Annotated in this window: 17 protein-coding genes and 7 tRNA genes; 16 read left to right on the top strand and 8 right to left on the bottom strand. The window is 62.2% G+C overall.

Annotation, left to right across the window (positions count from 1 at the left end; translation table 11 throughout):
- The first annotated feature begins 51 nt into the window (after window positions 1-51).
- The 8 genes from MM194_RS15945 (at window position 52) to nadA (ending at window position 1980) form a co-directional block, all read left to right on the top strand.
- Window positions 52-127 (top strand) — tRNA-Val (locus tag MM194_RS15945).
- Between the two features lie 21 nt (window positions 128-148).
- A tRNA-Lys gene (locus MM194_RS15940) sits at window positions 149-224 on the top strand.
- 18 nt (window positions 225-242) lie between these two features.
- Window positions 243-318 (top strand) — tRNA-Val (locus MM194_RS15935).
- A gap of 34 nt (window positions 319-352) precedes the next feature.
- A tRNA-Lys gene (locus MM194_RS15930) sits at window positions 353-428 on the top strand.
- An 18-nt stretch (window positions 429-446) separates the two neighbouring features.
- Window positions 447-522, top strand: a tRNA-Val gene (locus MM194_RS15925).
- Window positions 523-543: 21 nt separating this feature from the next.
- A tRNA-Lys gene (locus tag MM194_RS15920) sits at window positions 544-619 on the top strand.
- A gap of 18 nt (window positions 620-637) precedes the next feature.
- Window positions 638-713 (top strand) — tRNA-Val (locus tag MM194_RS15915).
- 193 nt (window positions 714-906) lie between these two features.
- Complete coding sequence (nadA, locus tag MM194_RS15910; RefSeq protein WP_241344101.1) at window positions 907-1980, top strand: quinolinate synthase NadA; 1074 nt, start codon at window positions 907-909, stop codon at window positions 1978-1980.
- Window positions 1981-2136: 156 nt separating this feature from the next.
- Here nadA and MM194_RS15905 read toward each other — a convergent pair whose 3' ends face one another.
- Both MM194_RS15905 and gap read right to left on the bottom strand, forming a co-directional pair.
- Entirely contained in the window at window positions 2137-3006 is an 870-nt protein-coding gene (locus tag MM194_RS15905) for a D-hexose-6-phosphate mutarotase (protein ID WP_241344100.1), read from the bottom strand.
- A 108-nt stretch (window positions 3007-3114) separates the two neighbouring features.
- Complete coding sequence (gene gap / locus MM194_RS15900) at window positions 3115-4110, bottom strand: type I glyceraldehyde-3-phosphate dehydrogenase (RefSeq protein WP_033129683.1); 996 nt, start codon at window positions 4108-4110, stop codon at window positions 3115-3117.
- Window positions 4111-4454: 344 nt separating this feature from the next.
- On the opposite strand from gap, the gene malQ reads away from it, so the two are divergent.
- The 4 genes from malQ (at window position 4455) to msrB (ending at window position 11580) form a co-directional block, all read left to right on the top strand.
- Entirely contained in the window at window positions 4455-6644 is a 2190-nt protein-coding gene (malQ, locus tag MM194_RS15895) for a 4-alpha-glucanotransferase (protein WP_241344099.1), read from the top strand.
- 79 nt (window positions 6645-6723) lie between these two features.
- Window positions 6724-8901 carry a 1,4-alpha-glucan branching protein GlgB gene (gene glgB, locus MM194_RS15890; protein ID WP_241344098.1) on the top strand — a complete coding sequence of 726 codons (2178 nt, stop codon included), beginning with the start codon at window positions 6724-6726 and terminating at the stop codon, window positions 8899-8901.
- Window positions 8901-11042, top strand: a complete 2142-nt coding sequence (gene glgX / locus MM194_RS15885; RefSeq protein ID WP_241344097.1) for a glycogen debranching protein GlgX — start codon at window positions 8901-8903, stop codon at window positions 11040-11042. The genes glgB and glgX overlap by 1 nt, the downstream gene beginning before the upstream one ends.
- 145 nt (window positions 11043-11187) lie before the next feature.
- Complete coding sequence (gene msrB / locus MM194_RS15880; RefSeq protein WP_241344096.1) at window positions 11188-11580, top strand: peptide-methionine (R)-S-oxide reductase MsrB; 393 nt, start codon at window positions 11188-11190, stop codon at window positions 11578-11580.
- A 71-nt stretch (window positions 11581-11651) separates the two neighbouring features.
- Here the strand turns inward: msrB and chrA are convergent, their stop codons facing one another.
- The 4 genes from chrA to MM194_RS15860 form a co-directional block, all read right to left on the bottom strand.
- Window positions 11652-12785 (bottom strand): chromate efflux transporter, encoded by a 1134-nt coding sequence (chrA, locus tag MM194_RS15875; protein WP_241344095.1) that lies wholly within the window; start codon window positions 12783-12785, stop codon window positions 11652-11654.
- 58 nt (window positions 12786-12843) lie between these two features.
- A complete protein-coding gene (locus MM194_RS15870) occupies window positions 12844-13284 on the bottom strand; it encodes an NUDIX domain-containing protein (protein ID WP_241344094.1) in 441 nt (146 codons plus the stop codon).
- Between the two features lie 240 nt (window positions 13285-13524).
- Window positions 13525-14529 (bottom strand): NADP-dependent oxidoreductase, encoded by a 1005-nt coding sequence (locus MM194_RS15865; protein WP_241344093.1) that lies wholly within the window; start codon window positions 14527-14529, stop codon window positions 13525-13527.
- A complete protein-coding gene (locus MM194_RS15860; RefSeq protein WP_033129691.1) occupies window positions 14526-14954 on the bottom strand; it encodes an organic hydroperoxide resistance protein in 429 nt (142 codons plus the stop codon). Before MM194_RS15860 ends, MM194_RS15865 begins: the two co-directional genes overlap by 4 nt.
- Before the next feature lie 142 nt (window positions 14955-15096).
- On the opposite strand from MM194_RS15860, the gene MM194_RS15855 reads away from it, so the two are divergent.
- Entirely contained in the window at window positions 15097-15522 is a 426-nt protein-coding gene (locus MM194_RS15855) for a MarR family transcriptional regulator (protein ID WP_033129692.1), read from the top strand.
- A gap of 232 nt (window positions 15523-15754) precedes the next feature.
- On the top strand, window positions 15755-16072 hold the full coding sequence (locus MM194_RS15850) for a hypothetical protein (RefSeq protein WP_033129693.1): 318 nt from the start codon (window positions 15755-15757) through the stop codon (window positions 16070-16072).
- A 79-nt stretch (window positions 16073-16151) separates the two neighbouring features.
- Here the strand turns inward: MM194_RS15850 and MM194_RS15845 are convergent, their stop codons facing one another.
- Entirely contained in the window at window positions 16152-16628 is a 477-nt protein-coding gene (locus tag MM194_RS15845; RefSeq protein WP_033129694.1) for an Lrp/AsnC family transcriptional regulator, read from the bottom strand.
- Between the two features lie 308 nt (window positions 16629-16936).
- Window positions 16937-17557, bottom strand: a complete 621-nt coding sequence (locus tag MM194_RS15840; RefSeq protein ID WP_241344092.1) for a transcriptional regulator — start codon at window positions 17555-17557, stop codon at window positions 16937-16939.
- A gap of 373 nt (window positions 17558-17930) precedes the next feature.
- On the opposite strand from MM194_RS15840, the gene MM194_RS15835 reads away from it, so the two are divergent.
- Together MM194_RS15835 and MM194_RS15830 are read left to right on the top strand one after the other, a co-directional pair.
- Window positions 17931-19169, top strand: a complete 1239-nt coding sequence (locus MM194_RS15835; RefSeq protein ID WP_241344091.1) for an MFS transporter — start codon at window positions 17931-17933, stop codon at window positions 19167-19169.
- Window positions 19170-19407: 238 nt separating this feature from the next.
- Window positions 19408-20229 (top strand): Cof-type HAD-IIB family hydrolase, encoded by an 822-nt coding sequence (locus MM194_RS15830; protein ID WP_033129697.1) that lies wholly within the window; start codon window positions 19408-19410, stop codon window positions 20227-20229.
- Window positions 20230-20248: the final 19 nt, after the last annotated feature.

The following is a 20248-nucleotide window of genomic DNA, read 5'->3' as shown; positions in this document are numbered from 1 at the left end:
TGGTCGCTGGTTCGAATCCAGCACGACCCACCATCATTTCGCCATATCCCAGGTCGTTTAGCTCAGCTGGGAGAGCACCTCCCTTACAAGGAGGGGGTCACTGGTTCGAGCCCAGTAACGACCACCATGTTTTAAAAATGATTTAGATGGGTCGTTAGCTCAGTCGGTAGAGCAGTTGACTTTTAATCAATTGGTCGCTGGTTCGAATCCAGCACGACCCACCATCATTTCGCCATATCCCAGGTCGTTTAGCTCAGCTGGGAGAGCACCTCCCTTACAAGGAGGGGGTCACTGGTTCGAGCCCAGTAACGACCACCACTTTCTTGAAATAGAAAGAAAAAATGATACAGATGGGTCGTTAGCTCAGTCGGTAGAGCAGTTGACTTTTAATCAATTGGTCGCTGGTTCGAATCCAGCACGACCCACCATCATTTCACCATATCCCAGGTCGTTTAGCTCAGCTGGGAGAGCACCTCCCTTACAAGGAGGGGGTCACTGGTTCGAGCCCAGTAACGACCACCATGCTTTAAAAATGATTTAGATGGGTCGTTAGCTCAGTCGGTAGAGCAGTTGACTTTTAATCAATTGGTCGCTGGTTCGAATCCAGCACGACCCACCATCATTTCAGCGTATCCCAGGTCGTTTAGCTCAGCTGGGAGAGCACCTCCCTTACAAGGAGGGGGTCACTGGTTCGAGCCCAGTAACGACCACCACTTTCTTTTCAAAGAAAGCCAGAAGCCCGCTGCATCGCGGGTTTTTTCGTTTCTACGATCTGGCGGCTGATCAGCCAAAACATAATCATGAGGCCGTGGAATCACTTATCCCGTCGGCTGGATTTGTTGATGGGTTTGTGGCTTGCTTCTGGGTATAATTTTTACCTTTCCAAGCGTTGATGGAACAGTCGCAATGAGCAATGCACTGAGCAGTGTCCCTCCGGTCATCGAGATGGACTATCCCTTTCCGGTCAAACCGGCTCCCCTGACTGCCGAACAGAAGGCGGCCCTGATCATCGAGATCAAGGCGCTGCTCGAGGCGCGTCAGGCCGTGCTGGTTGCCCACTATTACACGGATCCCGAGATCCAGGCGCTGGCCGAGGCCACCGGCGGTTTCGTCGGCGACTCCCTCGAGATGGCTCGCTTCGGTCGTGATCACGCCGCCCAGACCCTGATCGTGGCCGGTGTGCGCTTCATGGGGGAGACCTCCAAGATCCTGAGCCCGCACAAGCGGGTGCTGATGCCGACCCTGGAGGCCGAGTGCTCCCTGGATCTGGGCTGCCCCATCGACCAGTTCTCCGCCTTCTGCGATGCCCATCCCGACCATATAGTCGTGGTCTATGCCAATACCTCTGCGGCGGTGAAAGCCCGGGCCGACTGGGTGGTCACCTCCAGCATTGCGCTCGAGATCGTCGAGCACCTGGACAGCCAGGGCCACAAGATCATCTGGGGTCCGGACAGACACCTGGGTGCCTACATCGAGAAGAAGACGGGCGCCGAGATGCTGCGCTGGCAGGGTCACTGCATCGTCCATGACGAGTTCAAGGCCAAGGCCCTGCGCGAGCTCAAGGCCCAGAACCCGGACGCGGCCGTGCTGGTGCACCCGGAGTCCCCGGCTTCCGTCATCGAACTGGCAGATGCGGTGGGTTCTACCAGCCAGCTCATCAAGGCGGCCCGTGAGCTGCCCCAGCAGAAGCTGATCGTGGCGACCGATCGCGGCATCTTCTACAAGATGCAGCAGGCCTGCCCGGACAAGGAGATGGTGGAGGCTCCAACCGGTGGCGATGGCGCCACCTGCCGCAGCTGTGCCCATTGCCCCTGGATGGCGATGAACGGCCTGGTGGCGATCAAGGAGGCGTTGACCGATGGCGCCGAGCGTCACGAGATCCTGGTGGACGAGGCGCTGCGGGTGAAGGCACTGATCCCGCTGGATCGGATGCTGAACTTTGCCGCCGAGCTCAGGCTCAAGACCCAGGGCAATGCTTGATTTCTTCGGAGCATTGAACGTAAAGAGGGCACCCAATGGGTGCCCTCTTTCGTTATGGAGGCGGTGCTCCTTATCCGGCATCACTGTGATGTCAGCATTGACGGTGATGACGGTCTCGACCCGGAGGCTGGAGAGAGAGCCGTCGTCACTCAGGGATCAGATGATCACGGTAGAGAAGCTGTGCTCCTCATCCGGCGCTATGACGACGCCAGCCTCGGCCGTGATGGCGGCTTCGACACAGAGCATGGTGCGGTAGCCGTCATCGCTCATGTCGGCCATGGCGCTGGCGCCTTCCAGCCAGGGGGTCCAGACCACTATGCTGTCGTGGTTGCCGCTGACCACATGAGTGGCACGCTCCGCATCCTGAACAGTGACTCTGGGCTCTGGTTGCAGGTAGATGCGATCCAGGGCGCCAGAGAGCGTCAGAGCGCCCTGCTGCTGTGCTGGTTGGCCACCGGTCACCTTGTCCAGGTAAGGTGCGCCCAGGCCAGTCACGCTGACGGCTGCCGGGCTGCTTATCTGCAGATAGGTATGCAGGGCGGCGTTGTAGACGATGGGGCTGTTGCCAGTGTTGCGGGTGGTCAGCACCAGTGACAACTCTCTGCCGATCAGCACGTCCAGCTCCAGCTCGAAGGCGTGAGGCCAGAGGGCACGGCTGGCGTCGGTGTCGCGCAGAGACAGATGGACGAGCGTGCCATCCTCGTGGTCGGAGACGCCATCCAGGGACCACAGGGTGGTGCGGGCGAAGCCATGGGCGGGTTTGCCGCTGCCAACGCGCGCGGGTGCGGGGCCAAACCAGGGCCAGCACAGGGGGATGCCACCCCGGATGGGCTTGCTGCCGTCCAGAACGGCCTTGTCACTGAGCCAGAGAGAAGCCGGTTCACCATGGCGCTGATAGCTCAGCACATGGGCGCCAAACAGGCTGATCTCGGCCTTGGCATAGGCATTGTCGATGGTCAGCAGGGGCAGCCCTGTCTCGTTGTGGCTGAGGCTGCAGTGGGCTGTCAGAGTACGTATGGGTTGCATGGAGACTCCTGTGCTCGCGCACATTCAAGAAAGAGGTCGGCAGATCCAGAATACAAAAAGGCGGCCAATGGCCGCCTTTTTTCAAGCTACGCGATTGCGCATCCCAAATTACTTGGAGATGTGGGCGATCAGATCCAGAACCTTGCTGGAGTAGCCCATTTCGTTGTCGTACCAGGATACAACTTTAACGAATTTGTCGTTCAGTGCGATACCAGCCTTGGCATCGAACACAGAAGTCTGACGCTCACCCAGGAAGTCGGTGGAAACCACTTGATCTTCGGTGTAGCCCAGTACGCCCTTCATGGAGCCTTCGGAGGCTGCTTTCATGGCTGCGCAGATTTCTGCGTAGGTGGCAGCTTTCTTCAGGTTGACGGTCAGGTCAACAACGGACACGTCCGGAGTCGGTACGCGGAAAGCCATGCCGGTCAGTTTGCCGTTCAGTTCCGGGATAACAACGCCAACAGCCTTGGCAGCACCGGTAGAGGACGGGATGATGTTCTGAGCCGCACCGCGGCCACCGCGCCAGTCTTTGGCTGACGGACCATCAACGGTCTTCTGGGTAGCAGTGGTAGCGTGGACGGTGGTCATCAGGCCGGATTCGATACCGAAGGTATCGTTCAGAACCTTGGCGATCGGGGCCAGGCAGTTGGTGGTGCAGGAAGCGTTGGAAACGATGTCCTGGCCAGCGTAGGTAGAGTCGTTAACACCCATGACGAACATAGGGGTAGCGTCTTTGGACGGGCCGGTCAGTACGACTTTCTTGGCACCGGCAGCGATGTGCTTACGAGCAGTCGCGTCGTCCAGGAACAGACCGGTGGCTTCGGCAACAACGTCAACACCGATGGCATCCCACTTCAGGTTTGCCGGGTCACGTTCAGCGGTAACACGTACGGTTTTGCCGTTGACAACCAAGTTGCCGTCTTTGACTTCAACGGTGCCATTGAAGCGGCCGTGAGTGGAGTCGTACTTCAGCATGTAAGCCATGTAGTCAACGTCGATCAGGTCGTTGATGCCAACCACTTCGATGTCAGCACGCTCAGCGGCCAGACGGAAGACGAAACGGCCGATACGGCCAAAACCGTTAATACCTACTTTGATAGTCATATTTGGTTACCTAACTGTTCAGTAGTCAAAGAAAATTCCGTTTGTAAATTTACTAGAACTCCCCCGTGAGTCAACCAACAATCTGTCTGAAATTGCGCTATATCATGAAAAACTGTGAAATTTATTTTCGGTTTATGTAACTGACTACCAACTTTTGTCGAAAATGCCATCGGCTGGTTCTCGTCACAGAGATCAACAATAGTGCCTGCCCGGTCACACATCCAGCCGGGGAGATATGTAAAAATGTGCGCGGTTTAGCATGGCCAAAGAGCCACTGTTCAAGCACCACCCATAAAAATTAATCAAATAGTATAGATAGAATCCACAGCGGGAATTCTCAAACTATGACCACCCTGATTGAACAGCTGGCTGCCGCCAAAGGCATCGCCAGCGAGTATGTTGATGCCTGGGGCCACCCGGCCCAGGTATCCGAAGAGAGCAAGGCCGCCATGCTGGGCGCCATGGGTTACCGCGTCGATGACGAGGCCGCCCTGACCGAGCAGCTTGAGCAGGAGCACCGCCAGCACTGGTTGCGTCCATTGGATCCCGTGATGGTGGTGCGCAGTGGCGAGGCCATCAGCCTGGAAGTTCGTCTGCCCATCGAGTTCGTCAACGATGCGTTGCATTGGCAGATCGGGCTGGAGCAAGGAGCCCTGTTGTCCGGCCAGCTGACCCCCATCGAGGGAGAGCTGGTCGGGGTCGCCGAGTTTGAGGAGATGGAATGCCAGGCCTATCGCGTGGCGCTGGATGTGCAGCCCGAGCTCGGCTATCACCAGCTGACCCTGCTGGAAGAGGGCAACGACGAACCACTCGCCAGCATGCGCCTCATCGTCGCCCCTAAATCCTGCTACAAGCAGGCGCCGATCGCCAACGGGCGCAAGGTGTGGGGCCCGAGCGTGCAGCTTTACTGCCTGCGCAGCCGCCACAACTGGGGCATGGGGGATTTCAGCGATCTTGGCCAGCTAGTCGAGAAGGCGGCTGCCTGGGGCGCCCACTTCGTCGGTCTGAACCCGATCCACGCGCTCTATCCGGCCAACCCGGAGAGCGCCAGCCCTTACAGCCCCTCCTCCCGTCGCTGGCTCAACGTGGCCTACATCAACGTCGAGGCGGTCCCCGAGTTTCTGGCCAACGAGCGGCTCAAGGCCGAGGTAGCCAATCCTGCCTTCCAGCAGCACCTCGCCTCCCTGCGTGCCAAGGAGAACGTGGACTATACCGGCGTCATCGAAACCAAGATCGGCATGTTGCGTCAGGTGTTCGAACAGGCCAGCTTTGGCGCCGAGCGCCAGGCCAAGTTCGATGCCTTCGTGGCCGCCGGTGGCGACAGCCTGCAACAGCAGGCGGCGTTCGATGCGATCCAGGCTCATTTCTATGCCAAGGGCGACAATGCCTGGGGCTGGCCGGTCTGGCCAGAGGCGCTGCGTGATTACCACAATCCCGAAGTGGCAGCCTGGATGCGCGAGCACAGTCAGGATGTGGCGTTCTATCTCTATCTGCAGTTCCTGGCCGACGAGCAGCTTGCGCAAGCCGATGCCCGTGCCAAGGCTGCCGGCATGGTGATGGGGATCTACCGCGATCTGGCGGTGGGTGTCTCCGAAGGCTCCACCGAGATCTGGGCCAACCGGGATCTCTACTGCCCGAAAGCCTCGGTCGGCGCACCGCCCGATATCCTGGGCCCCCTCGGTCAGAACTGGGGCCTGCCCCCCATGAACCCGAACCAGCTGTTCGAGGCGGCCTATCAGCCGATGGTGGACCTGTTCCGCGCCAACATGCGTGCCTGTGGCGCGCTGCGCATCGACCACGTGATGGCCTTGCTGCGCCTGTGGTGGGTGCCGCCCGGAGAGTCTGCCGCCAAGGGCGCCTATATCTATTACCCGGTCAACGATCTGCTGGGGATCCTGGCGCTCGAATCTCACCGCAATCAGTGTCTGCTGATCGGGGAAGATCTCGGCACAGTGCCGGAGGGCATAGATGTCACTCTTAAAGAGAACGGCGTGCACTCCTACAAGGTGTTCTTCTTCGAGCGCTCCAAGGGGGATGGCGGCTTCATCTCTCCTGCCCACTACACCGAGCAGGCGATGTCGGCCCTGACCACCCACGACATGCCGACCCTGAAGGGGTTCTGGCATTGCGACGATCTGGCGCTCGGTCGCGAGCTGGGATTGTATCCAGATGAAGAGGTACTCAAGACCCTGTATGCTGATCGCCACCAGGCCAAGCAGCGGATCCTTGACAGTCTGCACGCCCATGGGGTCATCTCGGAGAATGTCAGCCACGACGTGAACTGGGTCGGCATGAACACCGAGCTCAACCACGGTCTGCAGCTCCACATGTCCCGCGGCAGCTGCGCCCTGTTCAGCACCCAGCTGGAAGACTGGCTGGAGATGGACAAGCCGGTCAACGTGCCGGGTACCAGTTACGAGTATCCCAACTGGCGTCGCAAGCTCTCTCGCGATCTGGAGGATATTTTTGCCGATGAGGCGCTCAAGGCGCTGGCAGGCAAGATGAGCCAGGCCCGTGACGAGGCCAGTCGTTGAGCCATTGTCGCCAACTGACTTACTTTCATCCGCTTCGGCCTCGGCCGGAGCGGATGCTCAGCCATGAAAGGAAATGTCGATGCCCGTTGAACATTTGGTTGCCGCCCGCTGTGCCGAGCCCTTCTCCCATCTAGGCCTGCTGGCCAATCCGGGTGGACCAGGCCTGAAACTCACCGCCTGGTTGCCCGATTCCCTCGAGGTCCGAGTCAGGGATCTCAAGTCCGGCAAGATAGTGGCCACCCTGACCCCCGCCGACGAAGCGGGCCTTTTTGAAACTGTTTTCACCCGTCGCAAGAATCCCTTCCCCTATCAGCTGATCGCCAGCTACCCCGATGCCAGTGCCGAATTCACCGACCCCTATCAGTTTCAGGCCACCGCCTGGGATGGCCTGGCAGAACTGACCTCGCAGCCGGAAAACATCTACCACACCCTCGGTGCCCAGCTGCGCAGCGTCGACCATCTTGGCCAGCGGGTGGAAGGGGTACGCTTCGCGGTCTATGCGCCGAGCGCCAGCGCGGTGAGCCTGATCGGCGACTTCAACTTCTGGGACGGTCGCCGCCACCCCATGCAGCGCAGCCAGTGCGGTCACTGGGTGTTGTTCGTGCCGGGCCTCAAGGCGGGGGATCGCTACAAGTTTGAACTGAAAGACCCGGCCGGCCACCGGTTGCCCCACAAGAGCGACCCGGTCGGCTTCTATTGCGAGCAATACCCGTCCTTTGCCTCCGTCATCCACGACCATGAGCAGTATCAGTGGCAGGATGCCGCCTGGCGCGAGAGCCAGCACAACGACAAGCGGGAGCAGCCGCTCTCCATCTATGAGCTGCACGTGGGCTCCTGGAAGCGTCATCCCAACGGCGACAGCCTGAGCTGGCGCGAGCTGGCGGTGGAGCTGGTCGACTACGTCAGGCAGATGGAGTACACCCATATCGAGCTGATGCCGGTCTCCGAGCACCCCTTCAGCGGCTCCTGGGGCTATCAGCCGGTGGGCATGTTCTCGCCGACCAGCCGCTTCGGCAGCGTCGATGACTTCAAATACTTCGTCGATCAGTGCCACCAGGCCGGGATAGGCGTGATCCTGGACTGGGTACCGGCCCACTTCCCGGCGGATGCCCACGGTCTGGCCCGCTTCGACGGCACCCCGCTCTATGAGTACGAGGATCCACGCCGTGGCTGGCACCCGGACTGGAACTCCTACATCTACGACTTCGGTCGCAACAACGTGCGCCAGTTCCTGGTGGCGAGCGCCCTGTTCTGGCTCGACAAGTTTCACATCGACGGTCTGCGAGTGGATGCGGTCGCCTCCATGCTCTACCTGGATTACTCCCGCAACGCCGGCGAGTGGGTGCCGAACGTCGATGGCGGCAACCACAACTACGAGGCCATCAGCCTGCTGAAGTGGACCAACGAAGAGGTGTACGGCAAGTATCCCCACACCATGACCATCGCCGAGGAGTCCACCGCCTTCGCCGGGGTCTCCAAACCCACCTTCCTGGGTGGCCTGGGGTTTGGCTTCAAGTGGAATATGGGCTGGATGCACGACACCCTGAGCTACATGCAGAAGGAGCCCATCCATCGCCGCTATCACCACAACGAGATGACCTTCTCCATGGTGTATCACTATGACGAGAACTTCATCCTGCCGCTGTCCCACGACGAAGTGGTGCACGGCAAGCACTCCTTGCTCTACAAGATGCCGGGAGACGAGTGGCAGCAGGCCGCGAATCTGCGGGCCTACATGGGCTTCATGTATGGCCATCCGGGCAAGAAGCTGAACTTCATGGGCACCGAGATCGCCCAGAGCAACGAGTGGAATCACGATGCCCAGCTGCCCTGGCAGTTGCTGCAATACCCCAAGCACGGCGGTCAGCAGCGGCTGATCCGGGATCTCAACCAGCTCTATCGTCATGAAACCGCCTTGTATCAGGGCGATTATGAGCGAGCGGGCTTCCGCTGGCTGGATCACAACGATGCCGACAACAGCATCTTCGCCTGGCTCAGGGCCGACAAACAGGGTGAAAATCCTGTCATGGTCGCCAGCAACTTCACCCCGGTACCGCGCATCGCCTATCGACTCGGGGTGCCACAGGCGGGCCACTACGCCGTGGTGCTCAACACCGACAGCGAGCATTACTGGGGCAGCAACTATGATGTGGGTCTGGCCTTCGTCGCCGAGCCGACGCCCTGGCAGGGGATGGCGCACAGCATAGTGCTGGACTTGCCGCCGCTGGCGACCTTGTTCATCAAACAGGAGTCTTGATGTTTGTAATGGAAAACGGGGTGGACTACCCGCTGGGCGCCCGACTCGATGAGACGGGTTGCCACTTCTGTGTCTGGGCCCCCCAATCGGATCGGGTGGAACTCTGCCTGTTCGATGAACAGGAGCAGGAGCTGGTTCGGCTGACGCTGCCCGGCCAGCGTGGCCAGTATCGTTTCGGCCATGTGCGCGGCGTCAGGGCGGGTCAGCGTTATGGCTACCGGATCCATGGCACGCCGCGGGACGGCATGCTGTTCGATCCCGACAAGCTGCTGATCGATCCCTATGCCAGGGCGCTCAGTCGTCCGACCCACTGGGACGACGAGCAGTATGAGGGGGACAGTGCGGCCATGGTGGCCAAGTCGGTGGTGGTGGATGACGCCTTCGACTGGCAGGGGATCGGCAAGCCTGCCATTCCTCCCGAGCGGGTCGTGCTCTACGAGACCCACGTCAAGGGCTTCACCCGCCAGCATCCCGGCGTTCCCGCCGAGCTGCGTGGCACCTACCTCGGCATCAGCCACCCGCTGATGATCGAGCACCTGACCACCCTTGGCGTCACCTCGGTGCAGCTGATGCCGGTGGCGGCCTTCATGTCCGAGCCCAGGCTCGAGCAGCTGGGGCTCACCAATTATTGGGGCTACAACCCCATCGCCTTCTTCGCCCCTGAGCCGCGCTACGGGGCGGGAGAGGCGCTGACCGAGTTCAAGACCATGGTGCGCGAGCTGCACAGAGCCGGGCTCGAGGTGATACTCGACGTGGTCTACAACCACACCGCCGAATCCGGCGCCGACGGCCCCATGCTGTCCCTCAAGGGCTTCGACAACGCGGGCTACTACGCCTTCGAGGCGGGGGCGCACGGCCCGGACTACCACCGTCACGCCAACGTGACCGGCTGTGGCAACAGCGTCAACCTGGATCACCCCAACAGCCTGCGGCTGGTGCTGGATGCCCTGCGCTACTGGGTGACCGAGATGCAGGTGGATGGCTTCCGCTTCGACTTGGCGGTCACCCTGGCGCGGGAGGCGGGGGAGTTCGATCCCATGAGCGCCTTCTTCAAGGCCCTGCTGGCGGATCCCGTGCTGGCGCGGGTCAAGCTCATCGCCGAACCCTGGGACATAGGCCCCTTCGGCTATCGGCTCGGTCAGTTCCCGAGCCAGTGGCTGGAGATCAACGATCGCTATCGCGACACTGTGCGCGCCTTCTGGCGCGGGGATGCCGGCAAGATGGGGGACTTTGCCACCCGTCTGGTGGGCTCTCGGGATCTGTTCCCGAAGAACTGGCGCGCCCCTCACACCAGTGTCAACTACCTCTGTTACCACGACGGCTTCACCCTGGAGGATCTGGTCTCCTACAACCAGCGCCACAATCAGGCCAACGGCGAGGACAACCGAGACGGTCACGGCAACAACCTCTCCCATAACCACGGGGTCGAGGGGCCGACGCTGGATCCCAGGATCAACAACCTGCGCCAGCAGCAGAAGCGCAACCTGATCGCCACCCTGCTGCTCTCCCAGGGCACCCCGCACTTCCTGGCCGGGGACGAGATGGGGCGCAGCCAGCTTGGCAACAACAACGCCTACTGTCAGGACAACCAGATAAGCTGGGTCAACTGGCAACTGCGACCGGAGGATGAACGGCTGCTCGCCTTCACCCGGCAGATGATGGCACTGCGGGCGGAATCCGGGGTCTTCTCCAATCTGCAACTGAGCGACGACAGCTGGAATGGCACCGCCGTCAGCTGCCACAAGGTCAACTGGTATCACCCCGATGGCCATCAGCTCAACGATCAGGACTGGCATGCCCCCATGGGGCAGGCGTTTGCCATGGACATCGGCATGATCGAGGGGGATGGGGAACGCTGGTACGTGCTGTTCAATGCCAGCGACTACGACATCCAGTTCCGCCTGCCGCCACCCGGCACCGGACTGGAGTGGGTTCAGGTCATCGACACCGCCACCAACGACGGCCTGCCCTTCCTGCCGGACGACATCAAGCGGCAGGTGGCGGTGGGGCGTGCCCACTCCCTCAAGCTGCTGGAGCGCGTCGCCCTGTCGGCGGTGGCCTTGGCAAGGGAAGGGGTGATGGCGGCGCCGGATGTTGCCGTCGTGTTGCCAACGGGATCACAGTTCCCGCTGGCGGGGTAGAGTGAAACGGCCTGACTGGGTATGCTGGGCACCGTTACCCATGGCAAGGAGTCCGTATGAATGGCAACAATCCTGAACGGTGGCGCAGCAATCCCGAGAACTCGGCAGTGTCATTTCTGCCCGGTAAGCATGACGAGGAGTCAGAATGAGCGGCAACAATCCCGAGCAGTGGCGCAACAAACTGAGCGCCGAACAGTTTCGCGTCTGCTGGGAGAAAGGCACTGAGCAGCCCTACAGCGGTGCCCTGCTCCACAACCGCAAGAGCGGCGACTATCAGTGTGTCTGCTGCAAGAGCGTGCTGTTTCACTCAGGAGCCAAGTTTGATTCGGGCTGCGGCTGGCCCTCGTTCGATCGGGCCATCGAGGGGACTGTGACCTACACCGAGGATCGCAGCCACGGCATGGCACGGGTGGAAATCACCTGCAGCCAGTGTGGCTCCCACCTCGGCCACGTCTTCCCGGACGGGCCGACCGAGACCGGCCAGCGCTACTGCGTCAACAGCCTGAGCCTGGACTTCGAGCCCGATACGGACGCCTGAAAGCGTCAGAAATGAAAAATGGCGCCTCCGCTTGCGGAGGCGCCATTTTTTTATGGGGTCTTGGTTGGCCCTCAGATCAGCAGCAGGCTGGCCCCGACCAGCAGGGCGGCGAGCGCCAGTATGGGCAGCCTGATGACGCGCAGCAGATAGAAGGCGACGGCGGCCAGCGCCAGATCGGCCGGTGCGAGCACGGCGCTTAGCCACACCGGCTGATAGAGGGCGGCCAGCAGCAGCCCCACCACGGCGGCGTTGATCCCCGTCACCGCCCCTGCCAGCCGGGGTCGGGCCAGCCAGCTTTGCCAGCAGGGCCCCATGGCCCACAGCAGCAGAAAGCCCGGCAGGAACAGCGCCAGGGTCGCCAGCAGGGCGCCCAGGAGCGGCGTGGCCGGCAGCAGCAAGGCGCCGAGGTAGCTGGCCAGGCTGAACATGGGGCCCGGCACCAGCTGGGCCAGGCTGTAGCCGGTCAGGAACTGCGGCTGGCTGAGGCTGTGGCCAACGCTCTCCTGCAACAGCGGCAACACCACGTGGCCGCCGCCGAACACCAGGCTGCCCGCCCGATAGAAGTCGGCAACCAGCTGGCTGGCCGGGCCCTGAGCCAGCCAGGGCAGGCCGACAAACAGCAGGCCGAACAGGATCAGGGTTGGCCAGTGGGGCGGATGAGCGGATACGGGGTGGGAGTTAGCCGGTGCTGCCTGCCGGGCGCAGAGCAGGGCGGCCCCGATCAGCATGGCTGACTGGGTCAGCAGGCCGGGCTGCCACCAGAGCGCGGCGGCGGTGGCCACCATGATGCCCTGCTGCAACCGGCTCTTGCAGAACTGGCGGCTCATGGTGAGCGCGGCATCTGCCACCACCACCAGGGCCAGCAGCTTGAGGCCGTGCAGGGCGGCATCCAGCCAGAGGTTGGTGCCGGCTTGGCCGAGGCCGATGGCCGCCGCCAGCAGCAACAGGAAGGAGGGGAGGGTGAAACCGAGGAAGGCGGCCAGCGCCCCTCCCAGCCCCGCCCGATGACGACCGATGGCGAAGCCGAGCTGGCTGGAGGCCGGGCCCGGCAACAGCTGGCACAGCGCCAGCAGCTGGGCAAACTCGGCCTGGCTCAGCCAGCCAAGACGGGTGACGAAGGTACGCTGGAAATAGCCGATATGGGCGGCGGGTCCGCCGAAGCCGACGCAGCCCAACCACAAAAACTGAATAAACACCTGTCCCACGTCGTCACTCCCTCGTTGTCATCATCGACCCCGATGATATGACAAAGCGGCGACTTTTTTATGACAGTTCGGATTGCGGCAGATAGCAGCGCCCCGCCAGCCAGCAGGCGATGGATTGGCGGCTGGCATCGAAGTGGGGTTCCGGCAGCGCGCGGGGATCGCACCAGATCCAGCCCTCGCATTTCTCCGGCTCCAGCAGTTGCGGCTCCCCTTCCACCTCGGCCAGCAGGGTGACAGAGATGTAATGCAGCCCGCTCTCCTGCCAGGTCTCCAGGTTGTTGGTGACGGCGATGACGCTGGGGGCTGTGATGACGAAGCCCGTCTCTTCCGCGACTTCCCGGATGGCGGCGGATTCGAAGCTCTCCCCCAGCTCCAGATGACCGCCGGCGATGGACCAGTAGGGCGCGTGGCTGCCCCTGCGCTTGCCGAGCAGTACCTGGCCCTGATGGTTGACGAGGATGACACCGACCCCGACGCGAGGATAGGGAGTGGTGGACATATAAGCTCCTTGCTGTGGCATCACCATGAGAGAGAGGCCTGCTTGGTCAGGATGACGTCAGCATCTCCGACGCGGGGATAGGGAGTAGTGGACATACAGGCTCCTTGCAAAGACGAGACAGACCATAAAAAACGGGCCCACCTTAGGTCGGATGGGCCCGCTGTGCAAGTGGCTGACTGGCGATCAGGAAGGGGATCTAATCCCCCTTGAGCCGCATCTTGCCGGTATGACGGGAGAGACTTAATCCAGCCTGACCAGCATTTTGCCGGTGTTGCGTCCCTCGAACAGCCCGATAAAGGCCTGCGGCATGCTGGCCAGCCCCTCGCTGACGGTCTCCTCGGCCTGCAGGGCGCCCGCCTCGAACGCCGGGATGGCCTCGGCCAGGAAGTCGCCATAGTGCTGCCAGTGATCGGAGACCAGCAGCCCCTGCATCAGGATGCGTTTGCGGATCATCTGGGCTAGGTTGCGCGGGCCCTTCGCCTCGCCATTGCTGTTGTACTGCTCGATGAGGCCGCACAGGACGATGCGCCCGTGCAGCGCCATGTTGTTGAGGGCCGCGTCCAGCATGGCGCCCCCCACGTTCTCGAAGTAGACCTGAATGCCTTCCGGAGCGAGGCGGGCCAGCTCGGCGTCGAGATCCGGCGTCTCCCTGTAGTTGATCACCGCATCGGCGCCCAGGGTCTTGAGATAGGCGACCTTGTCGGCCGAGCCGGTCGAGCCTATCACCCGTGCCCCGGCGCGCTTGGCGAGCTGCACCGCCATGGTGCCGACCGCGCCCGAGGCGGCCGAGACCAGCAGGGTCTCACCGGCCTGCAGGCGGGCGACCTTGTGCAAACCCGCCCAGGCGGTCATGCCCGGCATGCCGAGGGCGCCGAGGAACAGCTGGGAGGGCAGCGCCGTGGCGGGCAACCGGGTCAGCTGCTCCCCCTTGGCGACGAAGGCATCCCGCCAGCCCAGCATGCTGCTCACCAGATCCCCCACCTTGAAACCGGGGTGGCGCGAGGCCAGCACGGTGCCGATGGCGCCGCCATCGAGGGGGCCATTGAGGGGGAAGGGGGGCACATAGCTCTTGGCTTCGCTCATGCGGCCGCGCATGTAGGGATCCACCGACAGCCACTGGTTGGCGACCAGCACCTCCCCCTCCTGAGGCTCGGGCAGGGGAACCTCCCGCAGGGCGAAGTCGGCCGGGGTGGGCAGGCCGGTCGGGCGACGCAGCAGCTGAATTTGATGGCTGAGCTGACTCATGGTGTTTCCTCCAGTGGGGTACCGTTGAGAGAGAGATGGGTGATCACATTGCCCCGCATGGCGTTGGAGAAGGGGCAGGTCTGGTGTGCCAGACGCACTATTTGCTCAGCCTGCACCCCCGGGAGGGAGACGTCCAGTGCGATGGCGAAATTGAAGCGGCCGTCGTTCAGGGCCAGCAGCTCGACGCTCGCCTCGACCGGGGCGCTGGCGAGGGGCGCGCCGAGCTGCCTGGCCACGTGGATCAGCGCGTTGGAGAAGCAGGCGGCATAGCCGGCGGCCAGCAACTGCTCGGGGTTGTTGCCATGGCCGTTGCCGCCGAGGGCGGTCGGCAGGGCCAGCGCCAGTTGCAGGCTGTTGTCCAGGGTATGGACCTCGCCGTTGCGGCCCGCCTGGGCGATGGCCTGAGTGCGATAGAGTGTCTTCATGTCGGTGCCTTCGAATTGATTTGCGTGCAAACTAAAGCGAGACTAATCCCGAACCCTTGGGCTGGCAACTGTTTTGTGTGCAAATTATTCAGCCCTCCGTTTTCCTGAGGTATACTGGCCCCACTTGTCAGCGAGGTGCCCCATGAGTGAATTGAAAAAGCAGGTCTGTTTTGCCCTCTACAGCGCCTCCAATGCGGTGATGCGCGCCTACCGGCCGTTGCTGGACAAGCTGGATCTGACCTACACCCAATATCTGGTCATGCTGTCGCTCTGGGCGCGGGACGAGGTCAGCCTCAAGGAGATAGGTCAGGAGACCGGGCTGGATGCGGGCACCCTGACCCCCATCGTCAAGCGGCTGGAGAGCAAGGGTTGGCTGACGCGCAGCGTCTCCAGCGAGGATGAGCGCCAGAAGTGTATCCGTCTGACCGAGGCGGGGCGCGAGCTGCAGCAAGGGGTCAAGGATTGTTGCCTGGTCGACAACCTGCGCAGCCAGCTGGATCTGGATGATGCGGAGCTGGCTCAGCTCAAGCAGCTCTGCGACCGCCTGGCCGGGCAGCTGGGGCGCTGAGTCCGGCCCCGGCCATGGCCGGGAGCCATCCCCCTTTGGACGAATACGCTGCAAGCTGAACCTGTGGTAGATAAAGCCGCCAAAATAGTGTGATACAGGCATCATAAAATGACATAACCGGCTCCTTTGCCGGTTTTTTTCGCGATCTCGCCTGCACTTTGGCGCCTTGTTCATGGTGCGCTCATTTTTATCTTCCCATACTGGCCCCACAGTGCCATCAAAGGAGAGAGAGATGCAGTCATCCATCGTCGGGCTCTCCATTCTGTGGGGGCTGGCCAGTTTTGGTGTTCAGGGGGATTTCATCGAGAGCCGTGATTCCGTTGCGCCGTCCTGGCAAGCCGAGTCCAGAGTGGAGATGGAAGGGTATTTGATAGAGTCGCTCGGCGAAGATCGCTGGGTGTTCGACAACGGCAGCGAGAGCCTGCTGGTCTCCCTGCCAGAGGGGCACTGGGTCCCTGCCGGTGAGCGGCTGCGCCTGAGTGGCGAGCCCCAGCAGGAGCAGGCCGGCTGGCTCCTGCAGGTGCAGGACGTCAGTCAGGTGGCGGTCTGAGCTCGGCCGCGAACCAGGGCTGAAGCAACAAAAGAGGAGGCCAGGGCCTCCTCTTGTTTATGGTCAGATCCCATCGTGGCTAGCCCAGATGATTGAGGGGCAGCGCCGTCTTGTGTTTGATGCGGCGCAGCACGAAGCTGGAGCGCACGCCGGTCACGCCGGAGATGTGGGTCAGCTTGTCCAGCAGGAAGTGCTGATAGTGCTCCATGTCCCGCACCACCACCTTGAGCTGATAGTCGGCGTCATTGCCGGTGATGAGATCGCACTCCAGCACCTCGGGCAGCTCCTGAATGGCCCGATCGAAGTTCTCGAACCGCTCCGGGGTGTGCCTGTCCATGGAGATGTGAATGTAGGCCGTGAGCGTCAGCCCCAGCTGGCGGGCATTGAGCAGGGTGACGTGGGTATCGATGAGACCGGCATCTTCCAGCGCCTTGACCCGGCGCGAGCAGGGGGAAGGGGAGAGACCGACCAGCTCGGCCAGCTCCAGGTTGCTGATGCGGCCATTCTCCTGCATCAACTCCAGAATATGCCTGTCGATACGATCCAGTTTCAGCATTATCCGTTCCTCGTTGCAATTACTGATTCACTTTCCCTAGATTAAGGGTGAACTATTGCAAAAACAACTGTAAAAACTTGCTACTTCACAACCACTCACCGCGGCGGGAAGGGTACCATGGTTACATCTTCCGGTGGCAAAACAGATACCCGACCAGGTCTCTGTGGTGAAGGACCTTACCGGGTCAAACGCCCCATCAGCCGTCCGACTCTATCGGGAAACGACAGGCTGGAACGAGAGCATCTCCTCCCCGAAGGCAACAAAGCAGGCATCCCGGCGCCTGCTTTGTTGTTTCTGGCGTTTGACCATCAGGGCTGCGGCCTGATGCGATAGAGACAGCGTTGATCCCCCTCCAGCAGATATTGCTCCCGCTCCACCCCCGCCGGGGCCAGCAGCTCGCGAAACAGCGCCAGTTCGCTTCTGCAAAATCCCCGGCAGGCCCGCGCGGCGGCGCAGATGGGGCAGTGACTCTCCCACCACAACCAGCTGCCATCCTCCTCTTGGCGCATGTCTGCCATATAGCCTTCCCGGCTGCGCAGCGTCTTGAGCGCGGCCAGCCGCTGTGCCAGCTCTGGCTGGTTCAGCTCGGCCTGATAGCGGATCCGCATCTGCTGCTCCCGCCTTGCGATGAGCTGTTCCGTGCCCTCCTCGCCAAACAGCTGCTGGACGTCGTCGATGAGCTGCAGGGCCAGCTCGCTGTGGGTGTCGGGGAAGCGCTGCCAGGCCTGATCGGTCAGGTGCCAGAGCCGCACCGGGCGACCCCGGCCACGGGCCTCGTCGCTAAAGCCCACCCAGCCTTCGGCCTCCAGCGCGATCAGATGCTGGCGGGCGCCCATGGAGGTCATCTGCAATTGCTCGCCGAGGGCGGCGGCGCTCTGGGGGCCATGAGTCTTTAGCAGATAGAGGATCTTGTCGGTGCTGGCGTTCATTGGGTGGCCTTGGTTATCGACAGGCACTCGCCGGAGGCGGCGCTCTGGGGGAGCCACAGCATCTTGAGCAGGAAGAGTATCTTGTCGGTGCTGGCGTTCATTCGGTGGCTCTCGTTATCGACAGGCACTCGCCGGAGGCGGCGCTCTGGGGGAGCCACAGCATCTTGAGCAGGAAGAGTATCTTGTCGGTGCTGGCGTTCATTGGGTGACTCTCGTTATCGGCAGGCGCGCTCGGTGGCATCTAGAGCAGGAACAGCAGGCCTTGATGGGCCATTATGGGGAGGGGATTCATTTAAATCAACAATTCACTTTACTTAATACCCCGTCTCCACTCAGTATAAATAAACAAATGACTTTATTTAATGAGGCGTACATGGAAGGAATCAAGACGCAGGCCAGTCTCTGGGTGCTGGTGATGACGGTGACCCTGGCGGTGGCGGGTTTCAGCCTGCCTTCTCCCGTGCTGGCGCCGCTGATGCTGGATCCGGCCCAGGGTATGCTGACCCCGGAGGCCTCTGACTGGAGCCGCAAGCTGTGGCTCGGGGTCATCATGGGGCTCTACCCGTTGTTTCAGCTGCTGGGGGCGCCCTGGCTCGGCAAGTTGTCCGACCGCTATGGCCGCAAACCCATCTTGACCCTCTGCCTCGTCGGTGTGCTGGCGGGTTATGCCCTGATGGCGCTCGGCATCGCCTGGCGATCCCTGCCGCTGCTCCTGCTGAGCCGGGTACTGGAGGGCTTCTTCAACGGTGACATCGCCATCGTCCAGGCCATGGCGGCGGACATGAGCACCCCCAAGACCAAGGCGCGCAACTTCGCCAGGATCAACATCGGCATGAACCTGGGTTGGGTGCTGGGCCCCATGATCGGGGGCTATGCCGCCGTGATGTCCGGGGATTACAGCCTGGCGGCCTGGTTGGCGGTGGCCATGACGGCGGTCAACCTGCTGCTGATCCTCTGGCTCATTCCCAACCGGCCGCCGGTGGCGGCGGAGCAGACCCTGGCACCGCTGTCGACCTGGCAACTGCTGCAACAGCCCCGGCTGCTGCCCTACTTCGCGCTGACCTTGCTCAGCTACGGGGCGGTGCAGCTCTACTTCACCTACTTCAACGTCTGGTTGGTGGAGCGGCTGGCCTGGGATCCGGTGCAACTGGCGCAGGGGGCCGTGCTGGTGAGCGTGCCCATGATGCTGGGCTCCTGGATAGGGGAGCAACTCGCCCGTCACTGGCGTGGCAGCAGCCTCGGCATCGTCGGTCACCTGGTGATGGCGGCGGGCATGCTGATGTTCGTGCTGCCCACTCAGTGGTGGGGGCTGGCACTCACCTTCATCCCGGCCGGCATCGGCATGAGCCTGGGGGAGCTGGCCACCTCGGTTGCCGTCTCCAACCGCAGCCATCCCCAGCAGCAGGGGCAGGCGATGGGGCTCTACCGCGGGCTGGCGGTGGGCAGCGAGATCCTGGCGGTGGTGGTGGGCAGCGTGGCGCTGCTGGCGGACACCGAGTGGCCCTTCTATCTGGCGACCCTCGCCGGGATCGGCTGCGCCCTCGGCTTCTATGGTCTGCGGCGGGCGGCGGACAGGCGCGAGCAGGCGGGTGCCCAGGCCGAGCCGGGCTGATCCCGGCCGACGGGATCACGGATTGGCGACGGCGGGGCAGCGGGGACTTGCATAGTCGCGCCGACTCTGGGACGGTATGGCTCTTTGCTTCGTTTTACCCCATCGCTCGGCGACCCCTCTCTCAATCATGCGCCCGGCGATGCCCAGCCTTTGGAGGTGATATGAGTCGTTTTCAGGCCATTGCGCTAGAACCGGGACTGTATGGCACCTCGCACGGTTCGATATTCTTGGAGGTGATATGAGTCATTACCAGGCCATTGCGCTCGATATGGATGGCACCCTGCTGACCCGGGATCACAAGATCTCGTCCGCGACCCGGGCGGCGCTGGCGCAGGCCCGCGCCCACGACATCAAGGTACTGCTGGTGACGGGCCGCCACTTCATGACGGCGCGCCCCTTCCACCACGAGCTGGCCCTCGACACCCCCATCATCTGCAGCAACGGCGCCTACCTCTACGATCCGCTGCAAGACAGTATCCTGGCGGGGGATCCCCTGTCGGTGGCGCCCCTTCGAGCGCTGCTGGCCGAGGTCGAGGCCCAGCAGATGGAGGCGCAGTTCCACCTGAGCGACGGCATCGGTTACATCGGTTGCGAGGAGTATGTCACCCGCATCCAGAGTCGGTCGGATAAGCTGCCGGCGCACCTCAAGATCTCCCTGCTGCCGGCGGAGGATATCGAGGCCTGGCTGCAGAAACCAGTCTGGAAGTTGGAGCTGTTCAGTCAGGATCCCGGCCGCTTGCATCGCTTCGTGGGGGAGGTGGTGCAGGGTCTGCCCTTTACCCAGGACTGGGCGGCGCCCTATGCGGTGGAGCTGGTGCAACCCGGTTGCAGCAAGGGCAACCGGCTGGCCCAGTGGGCCGCGAGCGAAGGCATTGCGATGGAAAACGTGGTGGCCTTTGGGGACAACAACAACGACATCAGCATGTTCGAGCAGGTCGGGCTGGCGGTGGCCATGGGCAATGCGGCGCCCCAGATCCAGGCGCACGCCCACCAGGTCACTGCGGATCACAACGAGGATGGCATCGCGCTGGCACTGCAGCGCTGGGTACTGCCCTCCTGATCTCTCGAAAGATTGGGAC

It is taken from the genome of Aeromonas sp. MR16 (genome assembly GCF_022549315.1).
Taxonomy (GTDB): Bacteria; Pseudomonadota; Gammaproteobacteria; order Enterobacterales; family Aeromonadaceae; genus Aeromonas; species Aeromonas aquatica.
Note: the sequence above shows the minus strand (reverse complement) of the source record. Positions and strands in the feature narration are given on the sequence as shown.

Coding starts and splice junctions, on each gene's coding strand:
- nadA (WP_241344101.1), top strand. CDS start 907: ATGAGCAATGCACTGAGCAGTGTCCCTCCGGTCATCGAGATGGACTAT.
- MM194_RS15905 (WP_241344100.1), bottom strand. CDS start 3,006: ATGCAACCCATACGTACTCTGACAGCCCACTGCAGCCTCAGCCACAAC.
- gap (WP_033129683.1), bottom strand. CDS start 4,110: ATGACTATCAAAGTAGGTATTAACGGTTTTGGCCGTATCGGCCGTTTC.
- malQ (WP_241344099.1), top strand. CDS start 4,455: ATGACCACCCTGATTGAACAGCTGGCTGCCGCCAAAGGCATCGCCAGC.
- glgB (WP_241344098.1), top strand. CDS start 6,724: ATGCCCGTTGAACATTTGGTTGCCGCCCGCTGTGCCGAGCCCTTCTCC.
- glgX (WP_241344097.1), top strand. CDS start 8,901: ATGTTTGTAATGGAAAACGGGGTGGACTACCCGCTGGGCGCCCGACTC.
- msrB (WP_241344096.1), top strand. CDS start 11,188: ATGAGCGGCAACAATCCCGAGCAGTGGCGCAACAAACTGAGCGCCGAA.
- MM194_RS15870 (WP_241344094.1), bottom strand. CDS start 13,284: ATGTCCACCACTCCCTATCCTCGCGTCGGGGTCGGTGTCATCCTCGTC.
- MM194_RS15865 (WP_241344093.1), bottom strand. CDS start 14,529: ATGAGTCAGCTCAGCCATCAAATTCAGCTGCTGCGTCGCCCGACCGGC.
- MM194_RS15860 (WP_033129691.1), bottom strand. CDS start 14,954: ATGAAGACACTCTATCGCACTCAGGCCATCGCCCAGGCGGGCCGCAAC.
- MM194_RS15855 (WP_033129692.1), top strand. CDS start 15,097: ATGAGTGAATTGAAAAAGCAGGTCTGTTTTGCCCTCTACAGCGCCTCC.
- MM194_RS15850 (WP_033129693.1), top strand. CDS start 15,755: ATGCAGTCATCCATCGTCGGGCTCTCCATTCTGTGGGGGCTGGCCAGT.
- MM194_RS15845 (WP_033129694.1), bottom strand. CDS start 16,628: ATGCTGAAACTGGATCGTATCGACAGGCATATTCTGGAGTTGATGCAG.
- MM194_RS15840 (WP_241344092.1), bottom strand. CDS start 17,557: ATGAACGCCAGCACCGACAAGATCCTCTATCTGCTAAAGACTCATGGC.
- MM194_RS15835 (WP_241344091.1), top strand. CDS start 17,931: ATGGAAGGAATCAAGACGCAGGCCAGTCTCTGGGTGCTGGTGATGACG.
- MM194_RS15830 (WP_033129697.1), top strand. CDS start 19,408: ATGAGTCATTACCAGGCCATTGCGCTCGATATGGATGGCACCCTGCTG.